Annotated in this window: 16 protein-coding genes; 8 read left to right on the top strand and 8 right to left on the bottom strand. The window is 72.5% G+C overall.

Translation table 11 applies throughout. From position 1 onward, the window contains the following. A complete protein-coding gene (locus ACBR40_RS09400) occupies positions 1 to 951 on the bottom strand; it encodes a sulfotransferase (RefSeq protein ID WP_371248377.1) in 951 nt (316 codons plus the stop codon). Positions 952 to 1,019: 68 nt separating this feature from the next. Here ACBR40_RS09400 and ACBR40_RS09395 point away from each other — a divergent pair, with 68 nt between their 5' ends. From ACBR40_RS09395 to ACBR40_RS09385, 3 genes are read left to right on the top strand one after another with little or no spacing between them, the layout of a single operon-like run. Next, positions 1,020 to 2,366 (top strand): lanthionine synthetase LanC family protein, encoded by a 1,347-nt coding sequence (locus ACBR40_RS09395; RefSeq protein ID WP_371248376.1) that lies wholly within the window; start codon positions 1,020 to 1,022, stop codon positions 2,364 to 2,366. 53 nt (positions 2,367 to 2,419) lie between these two features. Continuing rightward, positions 2,420 to 2,749, top strand: a complete 330-nt coding sequence (locus ACBR40_RS09390) for an antitoxin (protein WP_371248375.1) — start codon at positions 2,420 to 2,422, stop codon at positions 2,747 to 2,749. 47 nt (positions 2,750 to 2,796) lie between these two features. Then, the gene (locus ACBR40_RS09385; protein WP_364460298.1) at positions 2,797 to 4,287 is read left to right on the top strand and encodes a cobyric acid synthase; all 1,491 of its coding nucleotides are present in this window, start codon (positions 2,797 to 2,799) and stop codon (positions 4,285 to 4,287) included. Here ACBR40_RS09385 and ACBR40_RS09380 read toward each other — a convergent pair. Then, entirely contained in the window at positions 4,229 to 5,254 is a 1,026-nt protein-coding gene (locus ACBR40_RS09380) for a 1-acyl-sn-glycerol-3-phosphate acyltransferase (RefSeq protein WP_371248374.1), read from the bottom strand. The genes ACBR40_RS09385 and ACBR40_RS09380 overlap by 59 nt on opposite strands. A gap of 37 nt (positions 5,255 to 5,291) precedes the next feature. Next, entirely contained in the window at positions 5,292 to 6,104 is an 813-nt protein-coding gene (locus ACBR40_RS09375) for a patatin-like phospholipase family protein (RefSeq protein WP_344207038.1), read from the bottom strand. Positions 6,105 to 6,205: 101 nt separating this feature from the next. Between ACBR40_RS09375 and ACBR40_RS09370 the strand changes: the two genes are divergently transcribed. The 4 genes from ACBR40_RS09370 to ACBR40_RS09355 all read left to right on the top strand — a co-directional run bounded on the left by ACBR40_RS09370 (position 6,206) and on the right by ACBR40_RS09355 (position 9,807). Then, positions 6,206 to 7,099 carry an ABC transporter ATP-binding protein gene (locus tag ACBR40_RS09370; protein WP_371248373.1) on the top strand — a complete coding sequence of 298 codons (894 nt, stop codon included), beginning with the start codon at positions 6,206 to 6,208 and terminating at the stop codon, positions 7,097 to 7,099. Beyond that, a complete protein-coding gene (locus ACBR40_RS09365) occupies positions 7,096 to 7,899 on the top strand; it encodes an ABC transporter permease subunit (RefSeq protein WP_371248372.1) in 804 nt (267 codons plus the stop codon). Before ACBR40_RS09370 ends, ACBR40_RS09365 begins: the two co-directional genes overlap by 4 nt. A 128-nt stretch (positions 7,900 to 8,027) precedes the next feature. Then, positions 8,028 to 9,071, top strand: coding sequence for a PucR family transcriptional regulator (locus ACBR40_RS09360; RefSeq protein WP_371248371.1), 1,044 nt, complete (start codon positions 8,028 to 8,030; stop codon positions 9,069 to 9,071). An 85-nt stretch (positions 9,072 to 9,156) separates the two neighbouring features. Next, the gene (locus ACBR40_RS09355; protein ID WP_371248370.1) at positions 9,157 to 9,807 is read left to right on the top strand and encodes a hypothetical protein; all 651 of its coding nucleotides are present in this window, start codon (positions 9,157 to 9,159) and stop codon (positions 9,805 to 9,807) included. Positions 9,808 to 9,849: 42 nt separating this feature from the next. Here the strand turns inward: ACBR40_RS09355 and ACBR40_RS09350 are convergent, their stop codons facing one another. Together ACBR40_RS09350 and ACBR40_RS09345 are read right to left on the bottom strand one after the other, a co-directional pair. Then, positions 9,850 to 9,996, bottom strand: a complete 147-nt coding sequence (locus ACBR40_RS09350) for a hypothetical protein (RefSeq protein ID WP_344207043.1) — start codon at positions 9,994 to 9,996, stop codon at positions 9,850 to 9,852. Positions 9,997 to 10,267: 271 nt separating this feature from the next. Beyond that, complete coding sequence (locus ACBR40_RS09345; RefSeq protein ID WP_371248369.1) at positions 10,268 to 10,687, bottom strand: MerR family transcriptional regulator; 420 nt, start codon at positions 10,685 to 10,687, stop codon at positions 10,268 to 10,270. 54 nt (positions 10,688 to 10,741) lie between these two features. On the opposite strand from ACBR40_RS09345, the gene ACBR40_RS09340 reads away from it, so the two are divergent. Beyond that, a complete protein-coding gene (locus ACBR40_RS09340) occupies positions 10,742 to 11,689 on the top strand; it encodes an SDR family NAD(P)-dependent oxidoreductase (protein WP_371248368.1) in 948 nt (315 codons plus the stop codon). A gap of 383 nt (positions 11,690 to 12,072) precedes the next feature. Here the strand turns inward: ACBR40_RS09340 and ACBR40_RS09335 are convergent, their stop codons facing one another. The 3 genes from ACBR40_RS09335 to ACBR40_RS09325 all read right to left on the bottom strand — a co-directional run. Next, a complete protein-coding gene (locus ACBR40_RS09335) occupies positions 12,073 to 13,020 on the bottom strand; it encodes a quinone oxidoreductase (RefSeq protein ID WP_371248676.1) in 948 nt (315 codons plus the stop codon). 103 nt (positions 13,021 to 13,123) lie between these two features. Further along, entirely contained in the window at positions 13,124 to 14,014 is an 891-nt protein-coding gene (locus ACBR40_RS09330) for a virginiamycin B lyase (protein ID WP_371248367.1), read from the bottom strand. Then, a partial coding sequence (locus tag ACBR40_RS09325; protein WP_371248366.1) for an ATP-binding cassette domain-containing protein occupies positions 14,008 to 14,583 on the bottom strand: 576 nt, incomplete at its 5' end. The genes ACBR40_RS09330 and ACBR40_RS09325, both read right to left, overlap by 7 nt.

The raw sequence follows: 14,583 nt of genomic DNA, 5'->3' as shown, positions 1-14,583 counted from the left end.
TCACCCCCGGCCGCGGCCGTTGCGTGACTGCCGCTGTCCCGGCGGCCGGACGCCGACCAGGCCGCCGGAGCGTTCCCTCGGCCGCAGCCAGTCGCCGAAGTCCTCGCCGGTGACCCGCTGGAGCAGCGCGACGTCCTCGGCGAAGTACGGGATGAGCCGCTGCCGCTGCTCCCACGACAGCGGGCGGCGGGCCTCGCCCCGGTGCTGGAGCAGGCCCTCGATCGGCCGGGCCAGGGCGGGCAGGCGGCGGGCCAGCGTGGACAGCACGGCGTGCCGGGCGCCGGGGGCGGGGTGCGCGGTGACGTTCCGCCGGGGCACCTCGGTGAGCAGCCCCTGCCGCACGCCGAGGAAGGCGCAGATGCGGTCGAGGGTTTCGGCCGGGCGGTCCACGACGTCCCGGTAGCGGAAGATCAGCACCTGCTCGCGCGGGAACAGCTCGAACAGATCGGCCAGCTGCTCGCCGTAGCGGCCGAGGCCGACGTAGTGCCAGAAGTGCGACCAGCCGGCGGCGACGCGCTCCGGCTCGGCCTCGCAGGCGCGTACGAGGTCGCCGATCGGCTCCAGCCCGGCCGACCAGAGGTGCGTCCAGTTGGAGTGGGCGCGCTCGACCGGGTCCCGGAGCGTCACGATGATCCGGACATTCGGGACGAGGGCCCGGATCCGGCGGCGCGCTCCGGCGTCGTAGAGGTAGAACGGGGTGGACTCGCCGGTCAGCGCGCCCGGAGGGGCGCCCGCGAACAGCGCCTCGTACTCCTCGCGCCGCCAGACGTGCTCCCGGTAGGTCTCCACGTCGCCGGGGCCGCCGTGCTCGGGCGGCGGGCCGTCGGTGAGGAAGAACTTCGGTTCCTTGATCGTGGGCAGGTAGAGTTCGGGATGCTGTCGCAGCGCTGTGTGCAGGGCGGTCGTGCCGGCTTTGGGCACGCCCGCGATCAGGAAATCGGGCAGGGCCACCGTCTTCCCTCCAGACGACTCGGACAACACCCTAATTTTCCTACCAGAAGTGTGGGATAATCAAACGTATGGGTTTGGACAAGACCCGCTCGCCGCGCGAGCGTGCCGAGACGCCCTTGACCGCCGCCATCCTGGCGGGCCGGTGGATCCGCACCGCCGCCCGCGACGACGCCGCCGGTCGCACCTGGGCCGCCAACCCGGACGCCCGCGGGCGCTCCGCGCTGGCCGCCCCCGAGCCCGCCTCCCTCTACACAGGGTCGGCCGGCATCGTCCTGTTCTTCCTGGAGCTCGCCGCGGCGACCGGGCACGAGGCGTACCTGGAGGACGCCGCGGCCGGGGCCCGGCGGCTCGCGGCCACCTGGCGCGAGCAGCAGGACCTGACCCTCTACCACGGGCTCACCGGCACCGTCGTCGCGCTCGCCGAGGCCGGCTGGGCGCTCGGCGACGAGCGGCTGGAGTCGGCGGCCCGGGCCGCGGCCGAGCACGTCGTACGGTCCGCCCGGCCGCTCCCCGGCGGCCCCGGCTGGACCGGCGACCCCGCCCAGCGCGGCGACGGCGGCATCGTGCTCGGGCTGCTGCGCGCCGCCGCCGCGCTCGGCGTGCAGGGCCACGAGGAGATCGCGGTCGAGGCGGGGGAGCGCATCGCCGGGCTCGCCGTCCCCGGCCACCGCTTCGGCGACTGCCCCGACCTGCCCACGGACGCCGTCACCCCCGGCTTCCTGGCCGGCACCGCGGGGACCGCGTTCCTCCTCGCCCGCCTGTACGGCCTCACCGGCGAGCCGCGCTTCCTGGACGCGGCCAACCGGGGGGCGGGCTTCGTCCGCGAGATCAGCGTGCTCTCCGAGCGGTGCGCGCTGGTGCCCCACCACGTGCCGCAGGGGCGCGGCCTGCACTACCTCGGGTTCTGCTCCGGCTCGGCGGGCGTGGCGCGGATGTTCCAGGAGCTGCACCGGGTCACCGGCGAGCGGGGCCACCTCGAATGGGTGGAGCGGCTGGCCGGCGGCATCGTCCGCAGCGGCGTGCCGGAGCGGCGCACCCCCGGCTTCTGGAACACGGCCTGCCAGTGCTGCGGCTCGGCCGGGCTGCTGGAGCTGTTCACCGGCCTCTGGGCGGAGACCGGCGACGAGACCTACCTCGGCTACGCCCGCAGGCTCGCCCGCCACCTCATCGGCGCGGCCACCGACCACGACGGCCGCGGGTTCCGCTGGTACCAGGCGTACCGGCGGTTACGACCGGGCGAGGTGAGCGCGGACACCGGCTACATGGTGGGCGCGGCCGGCATCGGCTCGGCGCTGCTCCACCTCGACGCCGCCCTGCGGCCCCGTGACGCCCGCCGCGTCATCCTCCTGCCCGACAACCCGTTCCCCTCGATCCCCGTGCCGGCGGCGCACCTGACCGACCCCGGCCCGAGGTGACGGTCCGGTTCCGTCGGGTAGGGGCCGGGTAACCGACACGAGGGGGAGGCATCATGAGCCGCATCGCGGAATGGCTGAAGAAGGCCGAGAACCTGGCCCGCGGGCACTCGAAGCAGGCCGACCAGATGCTCGACAAGGCCGAGCGGTTCGCCAAGGAACGCACCGGTCACAAGTACGACGAGCACATCGAGAAGGGCGCGGACGCCGTACAGCGCCGTTACGGCGGCGGCACCACGGGCGGCACCACGGGCGGCACCACGGGCGGCACCACGGGCACCGGCCGGACCACCGAGGGCGCCGGCCCGACGCCGGCCGAGCGCGAGCAGATGTCCGCCGAGCGCGACCCGACCGGCGAGCCCTACCGGCGCGGCACCCAGGGCTGACCGGCGCACGATCACCGGCGCCACCGGGGCTCCGGTACGGTGATCTCATGGTCACCGGAGGACTGCTCGTCGCGGGCACCACGTCCGACGCGGGCAAGAGCGTCGTCACCGCGGGCATCTGCCGCTGGCTCGCTCGCCAGGGCGTGCGCGTGGCGCCGTTCAAGGCGCAGAACATGTCGCTCAACTCCTACGTGACCCCCGGTGGCGCCGAGATCGGCCGGGCCCAGGCCGCGCAGGCGCAGGCCGCCGGCCTGGAGCCGGTCGCCGACATGAACCCGATCCTGCTCAAGCCGGGCGGCGAGCGCCGCAGCCAGGTCGTCCTCATGGGCCGGCCGGTCGCCGACGTGGACGCCATGGAGTACGGCGAGCTCAAGGACCTCCTCCGCGCCACCGCCCTGGAGTCCCTGGCCCGGTTACGGGCCCAGTACGACGTGGTGGTGTGCGAGGGCGCGGGCAGCCCCGCCGAGATCAACCTGCGCCGCACCGACCTCGCCAACATGGGCCTGGCCAGGGCCGCCGGCCTGCCGGTCGTCGTGGTCGGCGACATCGACAGAGGAGGCGTGTTCGCCGCCTTCCACGGCACCGTCGCCCTGCTGGAGCCCGCCGATCAGGCGCTCGTCGCCGGATTCGTGATCAACAAGTTCCGCGGCGCGCGAGAGCTGCTGGAGCCCGGACTCGACATGCTGCGCGAGCTGACCGGCCGGCACGTCTACGGCGTGCTGCCCTGGCTCGACGGCCTCTGGCTGGACGTCGAGGACTCTTTGGCGCTCGACGCCCGCCACGTCGCCGCCCGCCCGCCGCACGGCCGGCAGACCCTGCGCGTCGCGGTCGTCCGGCTGCCGCGCATCTCCAACTTCACCGACCTCGACGCGCTGGCCGCCGAACCGGGCGTCGTCGTCCGCTTCGTCACCGGTCCCGCCGAGCTGGACGACGCCGACCTCGTCGTGCTGCCCGGCTCGCGCGCCACGGTCGACGACCTGCGCTGGCTGCGCAGGACGGGCCTCGCCGCGGCCGTCGCCGAGCGGAAGGGGCCGGTGCTCGGCGTCTGCGGCGGGTTCCAGATGCTCGGGCGCGAGATCGTGGACGAGGTCGAGTCGGGCGCGGGCCGGGTCGAGGGGCTCGGACTGCTGCCGGCGCGGGTCGAGTTCGCCCCGGAGAAACGCCTCGGCCGGCCCGAGGGGACGGCCTACGGGCAGCCGGTACGCGCCTACGAGATCCACCACGGGCGGGTCACCGTGGAGGGCGGGGAGCCGTTCCTCGACGGCTGCCGGGTCGGCGACGTGTGGGGCACCACCTGGCACGGCGCGCTGGAGAACGACGGCTTCCGCCGCGCGTTCCTCGCCGACGTGGCCGCGCGGGCCGGGCGCGAGTTCGTCCCGGCGCCCGGCACCGACTTCGCCGCGCTCAGGGAGGCCAGGCTGGACGCGCTCGGCGACCTCGTGGAGCGCCACCTCGACACCGGCGCGCTGCTCCGGCTGATCAGCGACGGCCCGCCGGAGGTCCCGTTCCTTCCACCGGGAGCTCCCGCCGCGCGGTGATCCAGGCGTCGGCGCGCTCCCAGTTGTCGTACAGCCAGCGCATGGCCTCCTCGCGCCCGCGCGGCACCTCGCCGGCCGGGACCCGCCACCACGTCGCCGAGATGCGCACGGTGTAGGGCAGCCTGCGCCACACGTCCCCGAGCGTGACCAGGTCGTCGAGGCCGGTGTGCGCCACGAACACCACGTCGGCCCCCGGGCAGGAAGCGATCGCGGCGAGCGCGCCGTTCGGCCGCGGCGGCAGCACGTGCTCCATGCGGCGGGCCCGCGCGGCCTCCTCCGTCAGCCCCTTCGCCTCCAGCCGGCGGATCGCCACCCGGCGGCGGCGCGGGCTGAAGTTCGCGCCCTCCGGGAAGATCACCAGGGCGTCCCTGTCGCCCATCGTGCCGGCCAGGCGGCGGATCTCCTCGACGATGCGCCGGCGGCCGGAGCGGCGGGGGACGAACGCGTTCGGCAGCCGGTTGACCATCACGTCGAGCGTGGGATCGTACTGGAGCGCGGCCTTCATCACGATCCTCGGCCGCCGGTCGTGGGCGACGAGCAGGCGGTGGATCAGCAGGAACGAGTCGCCGGGGCCGGCGTGCCTGGACAGCACGATCAGCGGCCGGGGCGGCGCGTCGTCGGCGCAGGGCGGGCCCTCGACGTCCACGGTCAGGCGGAAGATCCGTTCGGCGGCGCCGTACAGGCGCGACAGGAACCACCCGACGAGCGCGTAGTGCCGCTCCCGGCGGCGGGCCCCGCCCGCCACCCACAGCCACAGGCAGGCGATCAGCACCAGCGACTCCAGCGTCAGCCAGGCGACCGCGAACCACACGAACCGCGGCGCCCGCCGCTGCGGCGGCGGCAGCCCCATCGAGGCGACGGCCGCGACGACGAGCCACAGCGGCAGCGTGACCAGCATGGCCACCGTCACCAGGACGATCAGCGGCGCCAGCACGACCCGGCGCAGAATGCGTGGGGGGAGCAACACGGCCTCCCTGGACTAGGTTGTCCTCCCTCCTCTGCCCTCATCCGCCATGGTCGCTCAAATACCGGGCGGACGCGTGGTACGCCCGCTCGATGCAGGCCGACACCTGCGCCCCGTCGCGGTAGCGGAGCGGCGACATCGCCTCGGTCGCCCCGGCGGGCAGCACGTGCACCTCCACGCCCGGCGGCAGGCTCGCCATGTCCTCGGCGAAGCGGTGCCGGCGGGCGATCTCGAACGCCACCATCCCCACCTCCCAGAACCGCCGCGGCGCCGTCAGCGGGCGCTCGATCCTGCCGACGTGCAGCACGTACACGCGCTTGGCCCCGAGCCGCACCGCCCGGCCCACCGGGATGCTGTGGACCAGCCCGCCGTCGTAGAAGTGCTCCCCGCCGATCACCATCGGCGGCAACAGGCCAGGCACCGCGCACGACGCCAGCACCGCCGGCACCAGCGGCCCCGCCGTGAACCAGTGCGCCGCCGCCCGCTCCACCGACGCCGCCACGCACTGGAACGGCACCGCCAGCTCCTCGATCCGCTCCACCCGTACGGTCTCGGCGAGCACGTCGCGCAGCGGCCCGATCGGATGCAGGTGGGTGCCGGTCCTCGCCAGCGTCGACAGCCGGGCCACCCATGAGCCGGCGAACGCGGTGCGGACGATGTCGGAGCGCCACAACCCGGTCAGCCGCTCCACCGCCTCGCCAGGCCCGGCGGCGATGACGGCCCCGTTCAGCGCGCCCACGGACGTGCCCACCACCAGGTCGGGACGGATGCCCGCGGCGTCCAGCGCCCGCAGCATGCCCACCTCGTGCGCGCCGAGCACGCCACCGCCACCGAGCACGAACGCCGTCTCCACGCCCTCACCCTCCCCTTGCCGCGCCTCGGAAACGAACGGCCCGCGAACCTTGCCGGATCCGCCCGCTGACGCCCTACCCACAACGGCGGGACGATGCCGCCATGACAGCAGTGGTGCAGGCCGAAGGGCTGACCAAGTACTACGGCAGCCGCCGGGGCCTCGCGGACCTCACGATGGAGATCCAGCCGGGCGAGGTCTTCGGCTACCTCGGACCCAACGGCGCCGGCAAGACCACGACCATCAGGCTCCTGCTCGACGTGATCAGGCCGACCAGCGGCCTCGTACGCGTCCTCGGGGGCTCACCGCGCGAGCCCGCCGTCCGCGCCCGCATCGGCTACCTGCCGGGTGACCTGGTGCTGGAGAGCCGCGACCGCGCGCTCGACTACCTGCGCTTCCTCGGCCGGGTACGCGGCGGCGTCCCCGGGTCGCGCATCGCGGCACTCGCCGAGCGCTTCGACGCCGACCTGTCGGTGCCGATGCGCAAGCTCTCCAAGGGCAACCGGCAGAAGATCGGGCTCATCCAGGCGTTCATGCACGAGCCCGAGTTCGTCATCCTCGACGAGCCGACCATGGGGCTCGACCCGCTCGTGCAGCACGAGTTCCTGGCGCTGGTGCGCGAGGTGCGCGCCTCCGGGCGTACCGTCCTCATGTCCTCGCACGTCCTCGCCGAGGTGGAGAGCGTCTCCGACCGGGTCGGCATCGTACGCGGCGGGCGGCTCGTCGCCGTCGAGAACGTCGCGGCGCTGCGCGAGAAGGCGGTGCGCCGGGTCGAGCTGCACTTCGCGGCGCCCGTGCCGCGCGCCGACTTCGAGGGGCTGCCCGGCGTACGCGACCTGCGCCTGGAGGGGGCCGCCCTGTCCTGCACCATCGACGGCCGCCCGGACGCGCTCGTCAAGGCCGCCGCCCGCCACACCGTGGTCCACCTGGTGAGCGCCGAGCCCGACCTCGAAGAGATCTTCCTGACCTACTACAGCGACGAGGAGCGGCCCCGATGAACGGCCCGCTGATCAGCAAGAGCCTGCGCGACCACCGCGGCGTGACGTTCTGGTGGACCGCCGGCATCAGCGCCTTCGTGGCGCTCTACCTCGCGGTCTACGGGAGCATCAAGGAGAGCCCGGACGTGTACGGGCCGGCGATGATCGCCAAGTTCCCCGGCCCGCTGCGCGACCTCATGGGCGGCCTCGCCGACATGACCAGCGGCGCCGGCTACCTCCAGACCGCCGTCTACCAGCTCTTCGTCCCCATGCTGTTCATCGCGTGCGCGACGCTGCTCGCCAACCGGGCGCTCGCCGGGCCCGAGGAGAACGGGACCCTGGAGCTCGTCCTGACCCTGCCGGTGGACCGCAGGCGGCTCGTGCTCGCCAGGCTCGCCGCGCTGGCGCTCGGCCTGCTCGCGGTCGCCGCCGTGACGCTGCTGGTCGCCTGGGGGATGAGCGCCCTGGTCGAGAACGGGGTGCCGTTCGGCCGCATCCTCGCCGGTCACCTCGGCGTGCTGCTCCTCGGCCTGTTCCACGGCACCGTGGCCCTGGCCGTCGGCGCGGCCACGGGGCGGCGGCTCGTCGCCTCGGCCGTGGTCGGGGTGTGGGTCGTGGCCGGCTACATGGTGGTCACCGTCGGGCGCTCCTGGGACGCGATCTCCTGGCTCAAGTGGGTCTCACCGTTCCACTACTACGCCGAAGGGCGGCCCCTCTTTGAGGGGGTGCCGGTGGGGGACTACCTTGTGCTGGCGGGAGCGACGGTCGTGCTCGCGCTCACCGCGGTGCTCGCCTTCGACCGGCGCGACGTAGGAGTGTGATGACCCCACCACCCCTACCTGCGGCCCCCCGCGACGACCCCCCACCCCCCCGCACCCCCACCGCCAGAGGCGCCTCCTCGGACGCGGGACCCTCAGGCCCGTCCACCTCCGGTCCGGGAGCCTCCGGCATGGGGACGTCCAGCGCGGGGTCCTCTGCCTCCGAGGTGCGGGGCGGGTTACTCGACGCATGCCGCCGGATTCTGTCCGAGGCGGCGGGGACGGGGCGGGCGCCCGACCGGCACGCGCTCGACTCGTGCCGCGCCGCCGGCGTACGGGCCGCCGAACTCGGGGTGCCGCTGCGCTCGCTCGTGGACGACGCCCTGGCCGCCGCCGACGGCCTCCCACCCGTCCTGCCCGCCCTCCGCCGCGCCGTCTCCGCCCTCATGGAGGGGTACGAACAGGCCCAGCTCGCCGCGATCCGGGACGAGGAGGAGGCTCGCAGGGAGTTCGTGGACGACCTGCTCCAGGGCCGGGCCGAACGCCTGGCCGAACGCGCCGAGCACTTCGGCCTGCGCCTCGCCGAGTCGTACGTCGTCGCCGTGGCCGGCAACCTCCCCTCCACGAGCCTCGCCCAGGACAGGAACGCCGTCGAACGCGCCCTCGTCACCCGCTTCGGCTCGCACAACGTTCTGGTCGCCGTCCGCGACGACCTCCTGGTGTGCGTGGCCCCGGCCACGCTGCCGGCCGCCGTCGGCGAGTTCACACACCACGTACGCGCCCGCTTCGCCACCGGCTGGCGTGTCGGCCTGGGCCGGGCGCATCGCGGCCCGGGCGGCGTCGTCACCTCCTACCGCGAGGCCGCCCAGGCCCTGGCGCTGGCCGACGCCTTATCGCTCAAGATCGACGTCGTACGCGCTGCCGACCTGCTGGTCTTCCCCGTCCTGCTCCGCGACCGCAGCGCCATCGAAGACCTGGTGACCAGCGTCCTCAGCCCGCTCCTGGAGGCGCGCGGCGGCCACGAACCGCTGCTGGAGACCCTGGAGGCCATCTTCGCCTCCCACGGCAACCAGACAGCCGCCGCCCGCAAGCTGCGGCTGAGCCCGCGCGCGGTGACGTACCGTCTGGAGCGCATCCGCCGCCTGACCGGCTTCTCCCCGGACGACCCCACCCAGCGCTTCACCCTGGAAACCGCCGTCCTGGGCGCCCGCCTCCTCGGCTGGCCGAACGCCTGACCAAGCCCTTCGGGCAGCCGTCGGCCGCCGTGCCGGACACATGCTCGAGATCATGCCCCTGCTCTCCTCCTGAGAAGATCTGCACATGTTCGATGCCCTGCCGGCACCACTGCGCGCCATCATGGCGAGGTACAACAGTTTCCTCGGTGGACACCAGGAGATGTTCTGCTATACGGTCACCACCCCATTGAGGCTGGACGAGGCGTTGCAGCGAATGGGATTACAAGCCGGGGATCTTCAGCCCAGGGCGGAACATGACCTCCTCGATCATGACGGATGCGTTTTCATCGATCAAGTGGAAGACGCTGTAGTGACGTGGGACTGGCAATCCGTCGCGGGTCTGTATCTACGCACCGACGATGCGCTTCGACGTGGCGTCACACGCGCGATCGCCCAATGGGACCTCTACAATCTCGATTTCTCATTCAGCTCACCAGCCGGCCCGGGCTTCGGCTGGAGTGAGGCATACCTCTTCGAATCGGATGACGCCGCCGAATCCATACGGGAAGCAGCGACGTCCTTCGAAGGCCCATATGCCCTCTACCGGCCACTCTTCGACCCGTATCTGCGCGAAGTTCATGATCATCTTGATGACGATGACGGCGAAGCGGATCCCGCCTACCTGATGGCCGCGATTCTCACCGCCTTCGAGCTGGAGACCCGAATTCGGTTGGACGAGGAACTGCTCCGCAGCCTCCGCTATTCCATCCACATGCCTCCACATCTCCGGTATTGAGTCACGCGCAGGATCGGCGTCCGCATCAGCAAAAGTTCTCTGTCACCAGTTCTGTTCAACGCTGTCGAGCCGCTCGCTCGACAGCATGACGCCGCTCGCCATGGACATCGCGGCGAACGCTGCCGAACTCGTATACTTGCCGGGCTGCGCTCGCCAGGCGATGCGAACTTCTTCGATGTCATCTGCCAACGGCTCTCCTGCGTCCAATGCACCGTCACAAAGAGCATCAGTTGTGCTCGGCTGCGTCTGCCCGTTGACTAGATGATCGAACGTATCTCGCCCCGGTTGCATGAGATGCGCGCTCCAGGTTGGCGAGCCGCCTCCTGAAAAGTCGTTGCAGCCGGTCCTGTCGATCGGTGATGTCTCAGCTGTCGAACAGGAAGAAGCTGTCTTCCTGGAAATCGTTCGACGAGGATCATCTGGAGGGTTTCCGTGTGGAAGTCATGCACCCCCGCTCGCTCTACGCGGACGGCGTCGGCGACCACACCCCGGCCGCGGTCCCCTCCTCGACGTGCCGGCGGTAGGCGGTGACCTTGCCGTGGATGATCTCCAGGCTCGCCGTCAGATCGGCGATCCGTTCGCGTACGGCTCGCTCGTGCTCCTCCAGCAGTGCGAGCCGCTCCGGCTCGTTGCCCGGCCCCGACCGCACGAGGTGGGCGAACCTCCTCAGGGTGGCGATGGGCATGCCGGACTCCCGCAGCCGGTTGCACAGCAGCAGCCACTCCACGTCGGCCCGGTCGTAGGCCCGCTGCCCGCCCGCCGTGCGCGGGATCGGGCGCAGGAACAGCTCCTCGCGTTCGAAGAAGCGCAGCGCGTGCACACCGAGCCCGGTGGCCTGCGCGACGTCACCGATGGACAGGCGGTCGGTGTCCCTGCTCATGGCACCTCGCCATAGTTTGACCTAGATCGCAGTCTAGATTCTACGGTCAGGGGCATGGCATCAGCACAACAGAAACTAGGTTCGGGATTCGGCGCGCACAGTACGGCGGACGATGTCCTCGCCGGTCTCGACCTGTCCGGCCGGAACGTTCTGATCACCGGCGGCTACTCGGGCCTCGGCCTGGAGGCGACCCGCGCGCTGTCGCGGGCCGGAGCGCACGTCGTCGTACCGGCCCGCCGTCCCGACGTCGCGGCGGACGCGCTGCGCGATCTCCCCCGCACGGAGGTCCGGGAGTTGGACCTGGCCGACCTCGGCAGCGTGCGGGCCTTCTGCGACCTGTTCCTGGAGACCCGCCGTACGCTCGACATCGTCATCGGCAACGCGGGCGTCATGGCCTACCCTCAGCGGCCCGTCGGCCCCGGTTGGGAGGCGCACTTCGCCATCAACCACCTCGGTCACTTCGCCCTGGTCAACCGGCTGCGCCCGGCGCTCGCCGGGGCCCGGGTGATCTCGGTCTCCTCCTCGGGCCACTTCCTGTCCGACATCCGCTGGGACGACCCGCACTTCCGCCACGGCTACGACCACTGGGTGGCCTACGGGCAGTCCAAGACGGCCAACGCCCTGTTCGCCGTCCATCTCGACGCACTCGGCGCGGCCGACGGCCTGCGCGCCTTCTCCGTGCACCCGGGCAGCATCCTCACCCCGCTGCAACGCCGGATCCCCCACGAGGAGCAAGTCGCCCAGGGCTGGATCACCGGCGACCGCCCGGCCGACGGCTTCAAAACCCCGGCCCAGGGCGCAGCGACGGCGGTGTGGGCGGCCACTTCGCCCCTGCTGGAGGCGTACGGCGGCGCCTACTGCCAGGACTGCGACCTCGCCGAGCCCGCGACCAGCGACGACATGCTGGTCGGCGGCGTCAAGCCGTGGGCGGTGGATCCCGACGCCGCCGCCCGCCTCTGGCGCCTCTCCGCAGACCTCACCGGTCACACCGCCTTCGGCTGACCGTCCGGCTCACCCGCGAGCGGACGCCCGGGGCCGCAGCGGCAGCGCGGCCACCGCCGCGAGGTCTGCGCGGCAGGCGGTAAGGGCGCGGGCGGTGGCGGGAGAGCCACCGCCCGCGCGAGCGGTCGTTCCGGTGGCGCGGCAACAACATCCTGACGATGGCGGCGGGAGCTCGTGATGATCAACTCCCTGTCAGGAGCTTCTTTTGTCGCCGAGGAAGGCGCACGGAGCGGAAGGGTGATCGAGTCGTCGTGACCGAGACGGCTCGTGGATGTCGGTGCGACGCTGAAGCCGTGTGGCTTCAGTTCTTTCATGACTCCCCGTAGCCGTCCGCCGTCGGCCCGGACGGCTACCCTCACCGAGGTATGGTCACCGGCCGATCGTTACGGGATGAGGAGCAGTTTGCCGGTCGTGCGCCGGCCGGCCAGGTCCTCGTGGGCCTTCCGTGCGTCCGCCAGCGGATAGCGGTGCGAGATGTTGATGCGCAGCTCGCCCGCCGCGATCCAGCCGAACAGGTCGGACGCGCGCTGCAGCAGCTCCGCCCGCTCGGCGATGTAGTGCACGAGTGTCGGCCGGGTCAGGAAGAGCGAGCCCTTCTTGTTGAGGGTCTGCGGGTCGAGGGGCGGGACCGGGCCGCTCGCCGCGCCGTACAGGGCCATGAGGCCGCGCGGGCGCAGGGCGTCCAGGCTGCCGTCGAAGGTGGCCTTGCCGACGCCGTCGTACACGACGTCGATCGTGCCGCGCAGGGCCTCGGCGAAGTCGTCGTAGCGCAGCACCTCGTCGGCCCCGGCCTCGCGGGCCAGCTTCTCCTTCTCGTCGGTGGACACCGTGGCGTACACCTTGGCGCCCCGCAGCTTGGCGAGCTGGATCAGCAGCTGGCCCATGCCGCCCGCGCCCGCGTGTACGAGGACGCGGTCGCCCTCCTTCACCTCGTGCGTGGAGTGGGTCAGGTAGTGGGCGGTCATGCCCTGCAGCATCGTCGCGGCGGCCAGCTCGGCCGACACACCGTCCGGCACCGGCACCAGCCGCGCGGCCGGCACGACGGCCTTCTCGGCGTAGCTGCCGAGCACGTTCGCCCAGGCCACGGTGTCGCCGACGGCCACGTTCCGCGCCCCGGCCCCGACCGCCGCGACCGTGCCCGCCCCCTCCGAGCCGATGGTGACGGGCAGGTCGAGCGGGTACGCGCCGGAGCGGTGGTAGATGTCGATGAAGTTGACGCCGCTGGCGGCGACGTCGACCACGACCTCGCCGTCACCGGGCGTGGGGTCGGGACGCTCGACGTATTCGAGAACTTCTGGACCGCCCTGGGCGGAGACGAAGATGGCATGCATGCCCATAGTCAACTCCGCGCGAGAGTCCGGTCGCCACCCGGACCCCCGCAACACGAGCCGTGCTGGGCCCGTAGGTGGTGGGGAGTGGGGCGAGGCCGGGTGGTCAGGGCGTCGTGGTGAGGCGGGCCAGGGCGCCGGCTTCGAGGGCTATCCAGATTGCTCCGTCAGGGCCCACCGCCAAGCCGTGTGGCTCTGCCTTCCACGGTTCGCCGCCTCCATGACCGGGTGGCGGCTCCGGGAGGGGGAATTCCTGGATGGCGCCATCCGGGGTGATGCGGCCGATGCGGCCGGTGCCCCAGAGGGTGAACCACAGGGCGTTGTCGGGGCCTGCGATGATCGCGTGTGGGCGGGAGGCGGGGTCGGCGAGTGGGTACTCGTCGATCTTGCCGGTCGGGTCGATGCGGCCGATCTGCCCGGCGCCGATCTCCACGAACCACAGCGCCGCGTCGGGGCCGAGCGTCACGCCGACCGGGGCGGCGGCCTCCGTGGGCAGCGGGTGGAGGGTCACCTCGCCGGTCAGTGAGATGCGGCCGATCGCGTTGCCCTGGTTGAGGGTGAACCACAGGGCCTCGTCGGGACCGGGGGTGATGAAGGCGGGCATGCCGCCGGGCGACGGGATCTCGAAGTCGGCGCGGTCGCCGTCCGGGGTGATGCGGCCGATGCGGCCCGGCTGCATCTGGGTGAACCACATCGCGCCGTCGGGGCCTGCCGCGATGCCGAACGGGGAGTCGGCGGGGTAGGCGGTCACCTCGCCGTCGGCGGTGATCCTGGACACCCGGCCGCCCTGGCCCTCGGTGAACCACATCGCGCCGTCCGGGCCGGGCGTGATCACGGTGGGCTGGCCGTCGGCCGGGTCGAGCTGGTGGATCACCGGGGCGTCGTGACCGGGGCGCAGGCGTCCGATGCGGCCTTGGTGGACGAGGGTGAACCAGAGCTCGCCGTCCGGACCGGTCGTGATGCCGTACGGTGTGCCGGCGTCGATCATGGTCAACATATACGTCCCCCTACGAGGTGCAGGTGTTCGCCGCGGAAGCGCTGGGTCAGCGCGCGGTCGTGCGACACCACGACGAGCGTGCCGCGGTAGTGGTCGAGTGCCTGCTCCAGCTCCTCGGCCAGGAGTGGCGAGAGGTGGTTGGTGGGCTCGTCGAGCAGGAGCAGGTCGTGCTCGGAGGCCAGCAGGCGGGCGAGGGCCAGGCGGCGTCGTTGCCCCACTGACAGCTCGCCGACCTTCTGCCGGAGCGTGTGCGGGGCGAAGAGGCCGGTGCCGAGGAGGGCGGCCTCGCGTTCGTCCGGGTAGCCGTGACCGTAGGCGGCGAGGACGGTGAGGTCGGGGTCGAACGTCACCTCCTGGGGGAGGTGGCCGACTCTGACCGAGGCGCGGGCGGCCTCGTCGGCGAGCGCTTGCAGGAGCGTGGACTTGCCGGCGCCGTTGGGGCCGCGTACGAGCAGGCGGTCTCCTGAGGCGAGAGCCAGATGCGGGATGTGCAGGCGGCCGTCGCCGATCCGGACGTCGCGGAGCTCGACCAGCACCGCCTGCTCCGATGGCGAGGAGGCGCTCCCGGT

The organism is Nonomuraea sp. AD125B, from assembly GCF_041402765.1.
GTDB classification, from domain to species: domain Bacteria; phylum Actinomycetota; class Actinomycetes; order Streptosporangiales; family Streptosporangiaceae; genus Nonomuraea; species Nonomuraea bangladeshensis.
The sequence above is the reverse complement of the archived record's forward strand: the minus strand, read 5'-3'. Positions and strand labels throughout refer to the sequence as shown.